The organism is Rhodococcus sp. FG69 (assembly GCF_057808915.1).
Genome location: NZ_JBMDIX010000004.1, coordinates 85180 through 98078, shown reverse-complemented (window position 1 = coordinate 98078; position 12899 = coordinate 85180). Strand labels below are relative to the sequence as shown.

Here is a 12899-nt window from a genome sequence, read left to right as displayed (position 1 = left end):
CAACTAGTGCTTGATGACGCCAGTTCTCTTACCCGCTTCGATTCCGAGCCGATGCAGCGGCGCCAACAGGTCCTGGTAGCGCGGCCCGACGACGCGGGGAATCAGATCGAAGCCACGGGCATCGGGACCGATGAGGATGCGGGCCTTGTTCCGTTCGACTCCGCCGAGGATTACCTTGGCCGCTCTGGTCGGGGTTGTCAGAGCGATCTGCTCGAAGCGTCGAGCAACCTCGTCATGGTCGCCGAGTGCATCCATACCCCGTGCATTGGCGACGATGTTGGTCTTGATTCCGCCCGGATGCACACAACTCACACCGACGGGATGCCTCGCGATCTTCATCTCCTGCCGCAAGGCCTCGGTGAAGCCGCGGACAGCGAATTTAGCGGAATTGTAGGCGCTTTGGCCCGGAACACCCATCAACCCGAACACACTGGAGATGTTGACGAGGTGTCCCTCACCGGACTCGATCAACGCGGGCAGGAATGCCTTCGTTCCGTGGGCGACACCCCAGAAGTCGACGTTCATGACCCACTCGAAGTCGTCCCACGTCATGTCGAGGACGTCGGCCCCGAGCGCGACACCCGCATTGTTGACAACCAGATTCACCCGCCCGAAATCACTGACGACCGCATCCGCGTGCGCGTAGACGGCCGCCCTGTCGGAGACGTCCAACTCGTACGACAGTGTTCGGACGCCGGAGTCCTTGCACAGCTCGACGGTGTCCTTCAGTGCGTGCCCGTCGATGTCGGATAGGGCCAGTGCGGTGCCCCGACCCGCGAGGTTCAGAGCAAGTGCGCGCCCGATTCCTGAGCCGGCGCCGGTCACGACCGCAACTTTGTCGGCAAAATTTCTCATGCAAGCACGTCTTCCGTCTCGGAGTGTGCCCCGGGGTTCGCTCCGAGGCGGCGTGGGACCACGACTTCGTAGTCGGCGGGGTCGAACTTTCGGGTCCGAAGCCAGTACTGCCAGGTGAAGCCAGGCCACACCGTCCGATTGACGCCCTGCGAGTCCAGGTACCAGCTTGTACACCCACCGGTCGACCACACCCCGACGGCGAGCTTGCGCTGAATGTCAGCTGTGAACTCGTTCTGTACCTTCTGTCGGACCGTCAACGCCTCGGCAACACTGGCGTCGATGAATTCGATCGCGTGCAGCACGTACTTGATCTGCTGTTCGATCATGAATACAACCGAGTTGTGGCCGAGACCGGTGTTGGGGCCGAGAAGAAAGAACGCATTGGGGTAACCCGCGGCCGCTATGCCCAGGTGCGTCTGTATTCCGTGGGCTTTCCACTGCGGAACCAACTTCTTTCCACCGACACCGGCGACATTCACACTCTCGAAACCATCCGTCACGTGGAAGCCGGTGGCGTAGATGATCACATCGACATCTCGTTCGGACCCGTCCGAGCTGACGATCGATCCAGCCCGCACCTCGGCGATGCCGTCCGTGACGACCTCGGCATTCGATCGAGTCAAGGCCGAGTAGTACGAGTTCGACCCGAGAATTCGTTTGCATCCGATCCGGTAGTCAGGAGTCAACTTGCGGCGCAGTTCGGGGTCCTTCACCTCTCGCCTTATGAACCTGCGCGCGGCGTACTCGATCGGCCGGAGCAGGTTCGAGTGTCCGTTCAACCCGAATGCCATTCCTTCGGCCGACCAATAGATCGAGTCGCGAAACAGTCTCCGCAGCAATGGCAGCTTTGAAAATGCGTGACGAACGGCTTCCGGGATCGCAAAGTTGGAACGCGGAAGCACCCATGCAGGCGAACGCTGGTACAACTGCAGCGAGGCAACGGTATCGACGATCTTCGGCACCAACTGCACCGCACTCGCGCCGGTTCCGATCACCGCCACGTTCTTGCCCGCAAGATCGACCTCGTGGTCCCAGCGGGCCGAATGAAATGCTGCCCCCTCGAACGAATCGATACCCGTGAGCACCGGCGTGCTCGGGACGTGCAGCGCGCCGATCCCCGACACCAGGAACTGTGCGATGTACTCGTCGCCACCGGCAACCGTGACATGCCAGCGCGATTCGACTTCGTCCCAGTACCCCCCAGTGCATTCCGTACCGAACCTGATGTGTCGGTCGAGTTGGTGCTTGTCGACGAGACCCTGAAGGTACTCGAGAATCTCAGGCTGGCCGGACCACATCTGCGACCAGTTCGGATTGGGCTCGAAGGAGTACGAGTACAGATGCGACGGAACGTCACACGCGCACCCTGGATAGGTGTTGTCGCGCCATGTACCGCCGATCGAGTCCGCCTTCTCGAGCACGAGGAAGTCCTCACGTCCCCGCTCGAGCAGCTGCATGGCCATCCCCAGTCCGGAGAATCCGGTCCCGATGATCACTGTGTTCGTGCGGTGGACCGTCATGAATTCTCCTCCTGCGGCAACGCGCCGGTGAACTTCCACAGCCGTGCGGTGAGCACGCCGTCGAGCATGCCCGCCGAATCCAGAAACTCGACGACCGCGGCGCTGTTCCGACGCCTGGCGTCGGCTCGCCTCTTTCTCGACCCGAGCAGCCCCCTCGTCGACGAGAGTCCGACCGATCGATAGACCGCAGGCGAAATGGTAATCCGCAGAATCACATTCGCGAGAATCGACAAGAGGAGTCGATTGTAGGCCCTGACGATTCGGTTCGACTTGCCCTGCGCCGAGATCACTTCCGATCGCGCGAACCGGAATCTGCTCGCACAGTCCAGGTCATGGATCTTCACTGCCTGCCGGACATGCGGTTCCACCGCGACGTCTGCGACTGCACCGACCATCGCTCGCGCAAAGGTCTCCTCCACCAGCAGAGTCGCAGCGTGCGACGCTGCCCCCAGTGGCAGGAAGCTGAGAAGTTTGACGGCAGTCGCCGTCCCGACAGGGGGCCGGTAGGGCGGAAGCGACGTGGCGCGGACCAGCCGTCCGAAGGTGATGGTGGTGCGCGAACCGCCTGCGACCTCTTCGAGGGCCGCGCGGGACGCAGGACTGTTCAACCCTTCCTCGGCCGCTCGCCTGAGTTGATTCCCGGTCAGGATCGCCGACAGGTACGCGACGGTGCTCCACAGACTCACCGCCTCATGGAGGGCCAGCGTGCGCCGCTGGTCGGCGGACAGCGCGTTCCAGCGTCGAGTTCCGTACAGCGACACCGATTCCGGTGGCATCGCGAACATATTCTCTTGCCAGGGTGATTCCCAGTCGATGTCGACGTGTGGGTCGTAGTGCACTCTCGCCGTGCCCGTCATACGAGATCGTCCGGCATGGCGCGCGTCATGCGCCACAGGCGCTTGGTCACGAACCCGTCGCACATACCGGCGTCGGCGAAGAATCGGATCATCGGCTCGGACGCGAATTGCATGTTGGTCTTGTACGTGCCGCTCGACATCGCCGTGACGATGCCCTGAATCGGGTTGATCCCCACCGATCGATACACCTTGGGATTGACGAGAACTGGGTACGTGAAGTTCGCGATGACAGCCAGAATGAGACGATGAAGCGCTCGATTGACTCGATTGGTCGACCGCATCCTCCGCACCATTTCCTCGCGTGCGTACGTGATGTGACGGGATTCTTCGATCACGTGGATGCGCATCATCTGACGAAGGTGCGGCTGAATCTCCTCGTCGTTCTGCGCCTCACGTTGCGCTCGGTCGAGGACCTCCTCGATGAGCAGCGTCGCGCCGAACGTAGCGGGCCCGATCGGCAGGAACTGACCGAGTTTGACGAAGAGCAGCGATCCCTTGGGCAGCAGGTACGGCTCGATCCCTGCCTTCTCGATGAGCTTGCCGAACATGATGGAATGCCTCGACTCTTCGCCTATCTCGGCGATCGAGTACATGGAGTGATCGGACATCGAACCTCTTCCGAACACACGCAGGAGGTTCGTGCTGAGGAACCCTTCCGCATAGATGCCGAACGACAGAATGCTCACGATCTCGTGCCTGCCGAGCTCGACCTTCTGCTCCTCGGTCAGCCTTCCCCACAATTTCGTCCCGTAGAGCGAGACCCTGTGTTCCGGCATCCACTTCTTGCCATGGGCAAGCGGAGCATCCCAATCGATATCGACTTCGGCGTCGTAGAACTTGTTCGCCGTCGACTTCAGCAGCCGTCGCGCAGTTCGGTCACGCGGACCTACCGTGCGTGCCCCTACCGTCACCTCGTCCTCGGTCGAAAGATTCGACCGCCCCACTGTGACCCGACTCATTGCCGACCTCTCCTGCTCGACGGGGCCGCCGCACACCCGACCCGAGTTACCAGTACCGCCGTTAGCCAGTACCGCCGGTAATGGGTACTATCCAAGTGTGGTCGAGGTCACCGAACGTGTCAACCCTGACGAGAGTCCGCCCAAGCCGGACGCTCGCAGTGAGCGATGGCGCGAACACCGCCAGGCTGTGCGGCAGAGCTTCGTCGACGCCGCGTTGACGGCTATCGACAGCCACGGTCCAGACGTCAGCATGGGCGACATCGCCAGTACCGCCGGCGCGGCGAAGCCGAAGCTCTACCGCCATTTCGCCGACAAGTCGGATCTGTACGCGGCCATAGTCGAACACGTCCGAGAGATGCTGTGGAACCGAATTCTGCTGGCGACCAACTTGTTCGAGGATTCCGTGAGCACACTCATCGAACGCGGAACTTCCGAGTACGCAGTCATCGTGTCCGAACAACCGAACCTGTTCCGCTTCCTCGTGCACAGTCACTTCGCCGGACGCGCCGGCAACAGGCGCACCAACGAATCGAGTGCGGGCCCCGATCCCGCACTGGACTCGGCGCGAGCTGCGGCCAGGAAACTCGCCGAGGTGTTCGCTGACGCTACCGGCGCGGATCAAGAGAACAGTTCCGCGATCGAACTGGTCTCCTATTCCGCGTTCGGGGCGGTGGCGTCGGCGACGGATTGGTGGCTGGGAGACTCCGATGCGCGAGCACCAGTCATGACGATAGAGACCTTCACCTCGTACGTCGCAGCACTCATGCTGGGAATAGTCGAATCCACCTGTGCCATAGCGGGAGTCACCATCGATGCCGACCAACCCCTGCACACCGCGTTTTCGACCGAAGGAGACGAAGTTCTGTGAGCGACCTGGCCGGTAAGCCCGACTTCCACGGCACTGCGACGCTGGCTTTCGACGAGCCGGTCGAGTTCGACGTACGAGTCGACCTACGTGGGCATTCTCAGCCGATCGATGGCCGCTATCGCTGGTATGGCCGCGTCCACCCGCACGAGAAGCTGCATGAGTTCATGCAGAACTCCGGTGGACGCACTCGGTCCGGAACCCTGCGAACCGAGGTCGGCCTCGCTCCAGTCACCGTCGGTGACATCGACTTCTGGGGGCGCTACCGTCTGCAGGGCACGGGGAACCCCCCGTACTCGATCACGCCGCCCGCGGTGCTCGGAACCCCCGAAACACCCGAGTCGACCGCAGATGCCGCCCTTCGTCGCGCTCTGGCTCTCGTCGAACCCGCGGACGTTCGCGCGGCGGCAGACATCTCCGGCGGCTATGTCGAACTGCTCGGCGGTGCGCCCGCGCCGTCCCCGACGGCCGCGAGCCGCGCCATGAACAATTCGCTGGTCGCGTCGATATACGAGAAGATCTGGCGGCCTGCGGGTATCGCGATGATGGGCATAGGAGGCCTGTCGATGTCTGCCGAGCGGGAGAAGGCTGTCATCGATCTGCGGCTCTCCGGCGAGATGACCGTCCTCGACGTCGCCTCGGGCCCAGGTAACTTCACCAAACACCTGGCCTCGCACCTGTCCGGCACTGGTGTCGCTGTGGGATTCGACATCTCCGAGCAGATGATCGCGCGCGCCGTCCGTGACAACAGAAGCTCGCATGCCGCGTACGCGCGAGGGGACGCGCAAGCCCTCCCGTTCGCCGACGACACATTCGACGCAGTCTGCTGCTACGCGGCGCTGTACTTGATACCCGAGCCGCTGACGGTGGTCGAAGAAATGTTTCGCGTCCTGCGTCCGGGCGGCCGGATCGCGATCATGACCAGCTACGGACGAAAGCTCAACCCGGTGAGGACGGTGTTGCGAATCGGCTCCAACAAACTAGGAGTCCGGATGTTCGAGAAAGACACGTTCACATCGAGGTTCGAGCACGCGTCGATGACCGAGATCGAGCAGGAGATCCGCGGGCTCGCCCAGTTCGTCAGCGCGACGAAAGCCTGACTGATCACGTCAAGGTCGAGCGCACCCTAGGTCTTCGGCCCGTAGTCGCTGACCAGCCACTGTCCACCTTGGTTGGTCACGGTGAGGGACAGCAGGTTCGGTACCTCCCCGGCATCGGGTTGCTGCACATTGTGCGTGGTCTGCTTCGCGAACACGGTGACCTTGTACTCGCCACCGGACTCGGAATCAACCGCAGCAGAGAGCACTTCACCCGAGGCGACTACCTGAGACTCGGTCATGATGGCCGTCAATGCCTCCCGGACACCGCCGTACCTGTCCTGCAGGGATTGCGACGCACCTTCGTCGACCCCACCGAAGAAGGCGTCGAGGTTTCGGTAGTCGTAGGTCAACGATCGTTCGGTGTACTCGGTCGCCGTGTTCACTGCAATCTGCCGATCGCGGTCGCGGGCAGTCGAGTCCGCGAGCTCTCCCGCGGCGGAACGCCACAGGAATCCGAACACCACGGCCAAGACGATTCCGAGTACTGCAATGCCGGTCGGCAGCCAGCGAGCTCGAAAAGAACCGGTGGCCGTTGCGCTATCGGTATCGGTATCGGTATCGTTTGTCGTTTCCGTCTCGACCTCGGTCATACGGACATCTCCCATCAGTTCGGTATCTCCACGGAGAACTTCGCGGGTCCTCCGCGCGGAAAGACGGTGGTCAAGATATCGACAATCGACCCTGCGTCGACACGCAGGGGCTTGATCGGCGCGGTGTACGGCTTCAGCAGTGTCGCTATCAGCGCGAGATCGGGGTTGAGCGGAGTGAGATAGCCATCGATTCGCACGGCCAGTGGACCGAGGGGATCGTCCCACACATCGGACGCCACATAGGAGTACTGGTTGAAGGACTCGAGCAACCCGGTCACGCCCGCGCCGGTCTGTCCCACGAACGGCGCTGCGTCGGTCAGAACCGGGCCGTATCCGTAGCCGTTGCGCCCGACCTGCTGTGCATTGTCGTACAGATTCTCGATCTGGGTCCGTTTGTCCCGCAGAGTCGCCGCCAGGAAGCGAAACGTCTCCACCAGTGTGTCGATGTCACTGTCGCGGCCGTCGATGGCTTCCGAAGCCGTGACTGCCAGTCCTGACAGTGCCGATGTATCCAGTTGCGCAGCAAGTGCATCGCCCAATTGCAACGTCTCGCTGACGGTAGCGGCGGCGGTCACTCGAGCGCTCTCGATCACGTCCCCGTCCTGCAGGTAGGGACCACCGGAGTGACGGGGACGGATATCGAGGTACTGCTCCCCCGCTGCAGACAGGTTCGCGACGACCACGTCGGAGTCGACGGCGACGTCCTTGCTCGCGTCGAGAGCAATCGACACGTCCAATCCGTCCGGCGTCACAGAAATCGCCTGCACTGTACCGATTTTCATGCCACGCGAGGTCACTTGCGAGGTCTGCATCAACCCACCCGAAGATTCCATCTTCACGGTCACATGGTTGTTCGTCCGTCGTGGATCCATGTCGAGGACGCCGACGGTCAAGTAGGCGACCCCGGCGAACGTGAGAACCAGCAGCGCGATGAGGGAGAGGACTGTGGACGATCTCATCGAACGATTCCGATCCCGCGCAGAATTCCGATCATGTCGTCCGCTCGTGCCGTCGCACCCTCGACCGAGACCGAACGAAGTGCGATGTTCGGAGTCGACTGAAAATACGGGATCAGGCGGTCGCGGAGCAGATTGTTCACCTTTTCCACGTTCATGGGGACCGTCGAATCCGCACTGCCGATCGTGACGAGTGCAGGTGCGATGATGCCGACCGCATCGTGCAGCTCGTCGTATGGTTCGGCGAGCACATCACCGATGTTCTGCGACATGTAGCCGAGGGTGAAGATCAGGTGGACAACGCTGAACAGCACCTCGGACAACCCTGATGCGCGAGACGGGCCAACGGTGAGTATTCGATCGACACCGGACTGCCGCTCCACGATCGTCGTCGAAACCCCCTCCGCTGCCGCGAGAATCCGGTCGATCTCGTCGGTGTTGTCGCCGATGTCCGCCAGGGCTGCGCGCGCTGCGGTGTTCACGGAGTCCAGGACTGCCGGATCCGGTGGGACAGCGGCGTTGAAGTTGTCGACTGCTTCCTGCAGTTGCACGTAGTGCCCTCCTGCCACCACGTTCGACAACCCTCGAAGAACATCTTCGACGTTGTCCGCAGGCACGGTACGTTCGATCGGTATCACGTCACCGTCGGCGAGAAAGCCTTCCTCGGTCGGCATTTCAGCACCGGAAGATTCAGCGGTGTCGGCAGATTCAGTGGGCGGCAGGAGCGCAATGTAGATCTCGCCCAATATCGTCGACTGCCTGAGCTCGGCCTGGGTGCCCTTCGGCAACTGCACGGCACTGGAGAGATCGACAGTCGCGACCGCCGTCGTGCCGACAAGTTCCACCTTCTCCAGGACCCCAGCGTCGACACCATCGATGACGACCTTCGCTTTGCGCGGAAGGTTGAGAACACTGGCGAACTCGATCTCCACGGAATACTTCTCACCTGCGACGTAGCTACCGGGAATCGGTAGGTCTACCGGATCGAGACCGCACCCGACCAGCATCATGACCATCGAAACACAGCCCACGGCGCACACGCCGCGCCTCATCGCCACCCCGCCGATCCCAGGATGAGTTGAACGAGGCCGACATCGACGACGTCCCCGCGTTGCTGATTTGCCGAGCACGTCGGCGAATACTTGTTCAACAGGGCGCAGATCTCGTTGGGCGAGTTGGTGTCGATCTCGAATCGTGGAGGGTGGTAGATCAATCGGCCGCTCTGCAGATCGCTGTCGTACATCGTCGTCAAGTTGTCGCTGACGGTGGGGACCTGTTCGAGGATGTCCTTGATGTCACCGATTCTGCCGAGCGCTACGTCCACGAACGGGATCAACTGGTCGGCAAGTGCGTAGACCTTGTCGTCGTACTTGGCGATGGTCCGCACGAGTGGCGGAATGAAGTCGACCGTCAGCAGCACCGCGCCCCCGAAGGCTTGGGTGAACTCCGACAAGGTGATCATGCCGGCTTTCAGATTGTCGAGAAGTTTCGCCACGTCCGGCCAACTCACTGCGAACGTGTCGATCAAGCCGTCGAGATTGTCGATCAGTCGCCGAACCGTGGTGTCGCGGTCTGCAGGCTCACCGACCAACTCTGCCAACTGCTTCAGCGCAGCGTTCAGCTGTGCACCCGAACCCCGCAACGAACCGTCGACCGACCGTAAGGTGTCACCGAGGATGTCTTCACGCGCACCGGTCGCGTCCGCCGGGCCGAGAAGGTCCGACGCCAGTTCCGTGACAGCGTCGAGCGTATCGCTGATTCCGAGTGGGGTTCTGGTTCTGTCCAAAGGGATACAGTTCGTGCGATCGAACTCGGGACCTCCGCGGTACGGTGCGGTGAATTCCACGTGACGATCGGTGACGATCGAGCTCGACAGGGTGACCGCACCGACCTCGGCCGGCAGCCGAACACTGTCGTCGACATCCATGGTCACTACCACGGCGTCGCCCGAACTCTCGATTCGCTCGACCGTGCCGACGACGACCCCGAGCATCGTCACAGAATTTCCCTCGTACAGGCCGACGGCATCGGTGAACTCCGCGCAGACCTCCGACGTACGAGTGGAGAAGTCGATCACCCCACTTGCCGACGCCGCACTCCCCGTCAGTGCAACGATGCCGAGAATCGACACGCCGAGCAACACTGTCCTGCGCATCAGCACGCCCTTCCCGGCATCGGTACGCATACGTCGATACCGGCAATCGTGCTCTGCGACTGGTCGATCACCGGACCATTGCCCTCGCCGAGCAACGTGGCGAGGCTCTCCGAGCTCTGCTTCATGGTGGTGATCGCCCCGTCGAAATCTCCGAGCCGGGCGAACAGCTTCTGCGTGATCTCCTCCAGCTGGACGATCGAGGGCTCCAGCCCCTCCTCGAATGCCATCACCGGCCGGTGGAACAACAGGAAGAGCCGGTGCAGCAGGTCGAACGCACCTACAACTTCCTCACGCTTGTTTCCGAATCCTTCGGTGAGAGTGCCGAGTTGGCGGACCAGCTCGGTGAGCATCACACGGTCGTCCGACAGCGCACCGACATATTCGTCGGACACGACAAGCCCTTGTTCGAGCTGTTCGGTGCGTTGCGCGATCACGTCCGTCAACGACGAAAGGTTGTCGACGATCGCCCGCGTCGATTCCGGCTGAGTCCCGAGAGCAGTGTCGAGTTCGGCAACGGTTTCTCGCAAAGTAGTGCCATCGATGTCGCGGACGAGAGGCGTCGAGGTCTCGATGACGTCTGCGAGTTCGAAAGGGACCTCGGTGTGCTCGAGCGGAATCTCCGCCGAGCCGAGTTCTTCGTTCCCGATCGAACTCAGGAGGATGTAGTGACCGCCGATCGGCGTCAGCAGTTTCACCGTCAGCGTCGAGGCATCGCCGACGAAGACTTCGCGGCTGACACCGAATTCGATGTCGACGTGATCCCCTGCCAGCGCGACCGATCGGACCGATCCGACTGGAATTCCCGCCACTCTGATCTCGTCACCGGGTTTCACACCAGCGGCGGTGGCGAAGTTGGCCGTGTAGGTGCGCTCCCCGAACGGCATCGCGTAGACCGCACCTGCTACCAGCATCAGGACGGTGGCCACCGCGACGCCGACGGACCCCCAGAAGAGATGAGTCTTGTTCTCGGACTGCTCGTCACGTACCCCTCTGCGTTTCATCGGCACAGCACCAACTTCTGCCCACCGAGAACGACGAGTCCGATGCCCGGGATGTCCTGCTGTCCTCGACTGCACGAGTACGTCTGCGCCGCCGAAGTCGGAATGCTCCGATTGAGTCCGGTGAGAAGCCCCGGCGTCAACGCCAGAATCTCGGTGACCTGTTCCGTCTGCGGTAACAGGCGTCTCAGCAAACCATCGATGGACATGTATCCCTCGTCGTACGCGTCGCGAAGTCCTTCCGCCAGCCCGACCAACGGCCCCAACCCGTAGTTCGCCTGATCCAGCGCGCCCAGCACTCCGGTCATCTCGGTGCTCAGTCGCGATACCAGCCCGGTCAGTTCCTCGATGAGATCGGCGACCGCGGCCGACTTTCCACCGATCGTCCCCGAAATTTGCCCGAGGTTGTCGATCAGAAGCCCGATGATGGCTTCGCGTTGCACGGCGAACTGCGTGATGCGGTCGACGTCCCGCAGCACGGGACCCAGCCCACTACCGTCGCCCTGGACCATGCGCAACACGTTCTCGGCGAACTGATTGAGCTGAGCCGCGTCGAGCGTGTCGAAAATCGGTTTGAATCCGTTGAACAACGCCGAAATGTCGAACGACGGGATCGTCTGCTCGCGTGCGATGGTAGCTCCCGCTGACATGACCGCGCCGGGATCGCGATCCGTCTGTACCAGTTCGAGATAGCGCTGGCCGAGTAGGTTCTGGTAGCGAACCGCCGCCTGCGTGCTCACGAACACCGGCCTGGAATTCTCGACGCTGAACTCGACCCGCGCGAGACCACCGTCGAGCTCGACCGAGGAGACCTTGCCGATCTGCACCCCGGACATGCGTACATCGTCACCGACGTACAAGCCGGACGCGTCCTCGAAATCGGCGGCGTATGTCGATGTGGCCCCCGCTATCGGCGTGCGCAGTGCGGCGACGATGATCACCGCACATACCGCGGTGACGACGACGAAGGCGAGCAGTTTGGCAAGTGGCGCTGCAACTTTGATCATCGTGGAGCCTCCTCGTACGACGCCACCGCGCCCGCGAGATTGGGCATCGTCCGGACGATCAGATCGAGCTGGAGCTGCGGCTTGCCCTCGACCAGAGGAAAAGCGTCGGCGATCCCGTCGATCACCTCGGGAACCCTGTCGTAGCTCGGAGCCAGGGTGCCGAGCGAAGCGGTGATCGGAACCAGGAGATCCAGAACCGTCGACAGCAGTTTCGTGAGGTGGGGGTTGCCGGTTTTCAGCAGATCTCCGATGGGTATCAGCAGCTGGTCGCTGAGCCCATTGATCGCGTTCAACGTTCTCGTCCGATCGGTCTGCGCTTCGACGTACGCGCTCTTGTCCAAGATGTCGATCACGAGATCGAGCACAGGCGGAACCAGATTGTTCAATCCCTCCCCGATCTCGGCACCACGATGCAACTTCCAGGCCAACGGATCGATCTGGTGCTCGGTGAGCAACTGGGCAGTATCGAAGTACGGCTTCAAGTTTCGGCTCACGTCGACCGAGGTGTCCGCAAGTACATCCAGCAAGTTCTGCACCTGGTCCGAATCGAGGACTTCGGTCAGATCTGCGACACGCCGGAACACCCCGGTCACAGTCGCTCCACGATTGTCATCCGAGATCGTCACAGTGGAGTTCTGCGACAGCGGATGACCACTTCCATCCGAAACCAATTCGACTGCAGTGGAACCGAAGACGTTCGACGACGAAAACTGGGCTTGCATGGTGTCGGTGAGTTCTCGCGATTGACTCGGATCGAGCTCCAGGTCGATGTGCTGCCGTCCGAATCCGACGGTCTCGATCCGCACTACCGATCCGATCGACACCCCCCGAAACTTGACCTCGGCGCCAGGAGTCAGTCCGTCCCCGACCGACGCGGCATCGATGGTCAGGTCGAAAGTCGGTTCGAACACTCCGCGTGCATACGCTGTCAGAGTGCAGGCGAGCACGACGGCGACAGCAGCGACCGCAACACCGCGCAGGCGGAGCGTTCCGCGACCGGCCGAACGCCCGGTCAGATCATCGAACACGGCCATCGC

At 61.9% G+C, this 12899-nt stretch carries 13 protein-coding genes; 2 read left to right on the top strand and 11 right to left on the bottom strand.

Annotated features, from left to right (window positions below):
• Positions 1-3: 3 nt before the first annotated feature.
• The 4 genes from ACODSO_RS05355 to ACODSO_RS05340 are packed head-to-tail and all read right to left on the bottom strand — an operon-like array spanning position 4 to position 4191.
• The gene (locus ACODSO_RS05355; RefSeq protein WP_489035600.1) at positions 4-855 is read right to left on the bottom strand and encodes an SDR family NAD(P)-dependent oxidoreductase; all 852 of its coding nucleotides are present in this window, start codon (positions 853-855) and stop codon (positions 4-6) included.
• Positions 852-2375, bottom strand: coding sequence for a flavin-containing monooxygenase (locus ACODSO_RS05350; RefSeq protein WP_489035599.1), 1524 nt, complete (start codon positions 2373-2375; stop codon positions 852-854). The genes ACODSO_RS05355 and ACODSO_RS05350 overlap by 4 nt, the downstream gene beginning before the upstream one ends.
• Positions 2372-3232 carry a diiron oxygenase gene (locus tag ACODSO_RS05345; RefSeq protein WP_489035598.1) on the bottom strand — a complete coding sequence of 287 codons (861 nt, stop codon included), beginning with the start codon at positions 3230-3232 and terminating at the stop codon, positions 2372-2374. The genes ACODSO_RS05350 and ACODSO_RS05345 overlap by 4 nt, the downstream gene beginning before the upstream one ends.
• On the bottom strand, positions 3229-4191 hold the full coding sequence (locus ACODSO_RS05340; RefSeq protein ID WP_489035596.1) for an AurF N-oxygenase family protein: 963 nt from the start codon (positions 4189-4191) through the stop codon (positions 3229-3231). The genes ACODSO_RS05345 and ACODSO_RS05340 overlap by 4 nt, the downstream gene beginning before the upstream one ends.
• A 97-nt stretch (positions 4192-4288) precedes the next feature.
• On the opposite strand from ACODSO_RS05340, the gene ACODSO_RS05335 reads away from it, so the two are divergent.
• Positions 4289-5059 carry a TetR/AcrR family transcriptional regulator gene (locus tag ACODSO_RS05335; RefSeq protein WP_489035594.1) on the top strand — a complete coding sequence of 257 codons (771 nt, stop codon included), beginning with the start codon at positions 4289-4291 and terminating at the stop codon, positions 5057-5059.
• Positions 5056-6156: a DUF4873 domain-containing protein gene (locus ACODSO_RS05330; RefSeq protein WP_489035593.1), complete on the top strand. Its 1101-nt coding sequence runs from the start codon at positions 5056-5058 to the stop codon at positions 6154-6156. The genes ACODSO_RS05335 and ACODSO_RS05330 overlap by 4 nt, the downstream gene beginning before the upstream one ends.
• A 26-nt stretch (positions 6157-6182) precedes the next feature.
• On the opposite strand, the gene ACODSO_RS05325 is transcribed toward ACODSO_RS05330, so the two are convergent.
• From ACODSO_RS05325 to ACODSO_RS05295, 7 genes are read right to left on the bottom strand one after another with little or no spacing between them, the layout of a single operon-like run.
• Positions 6183-6746: a hypothetical protein gene (locus ACODSO_RS05325; RefSeq protein ID WP_489035592.1), complete on the bottom strand. Its 564-nt coding sequence runs from the start codon at positions 6744-6746 to the stop codon at positions 6183-6185.
• 14 nt (positions 6747-6760) lie between these two features.
• Positions 6761-7705: an MlaD family protein gene (locus tag ACODSO_RS05320; protein WP_489035591.1), complete on the bottom strand. Its 945-nt coding sequence runs from the start codon at positions 7703-7705 to the stop codon at positions 6761-6763.
• Positions 7702-8718: an MlaD family protein gene (locus ACODSO_RS05315; RefSeq protein WP_489035590.1), complete on the bottom strand. Its 1017-nt coding sequence runs from the start codon at positions 8716-8718 to the stop codon at positions 7702-7704. Before ACODSO_RS05315 ends, ACODSO_RS05320 begins: the two co-directional genes overlap by 4 nt.
• A gap of 32 nt (positions 8719-8750) precedes the next feature.
• Positions 8751-9857, bottom strand: a complete 1107-nt coding sequence (locus ACODSO_RS05310) for an MCE family protein (protein ID WP_489035589.1) — start codon at positions 9855-9857, stop codon at positions 8751-8753.
• Complete coding sequence (locus tag ACODSO_RS05305) at positions 9857-10858, bottom strand: MlaD family protein (RefSeq protein WP_489035588.1); 1002 nt, start codon at positions 10856-10858, stop codon at positions 9857-9859. Before ACODSO_RS05305 ends, ACODSO_RS05310 begins: the two co-directional genes overlap by 1 nt.
• Positions 10855-11862 carry an MCE family protein gene (locus ACODSO_RS05300; RefSeq protein WP_489035586.1) on the bottom strand — a complete coding sequence of 336 codons (1008 nt, stop codon included), beginning with the start codon at positions 11860-11862 and terminating at the stop codon, positions 10855-10857. Before ACODSO_RS05300 ends, ACODSO_RS05305 begins: the two co-directional genes overlap by 4 nt.
• Positions 11859-12896 (bottom strand): MlaD family protein, encoded by a 1038-nt coding sequence (locus ACODSO_RS05295; protein WP_489035584.1) that lies wholly within the window; start codon positions 12894-12896, stop codon positions 11859-11861. Before ACODSO_RS05295 ends, ACODSO_RS05300 begins: the two co-directional genes overlap by 4 nt.
• Positions 12897-12899: the final 3 nt, after the last annotated feature.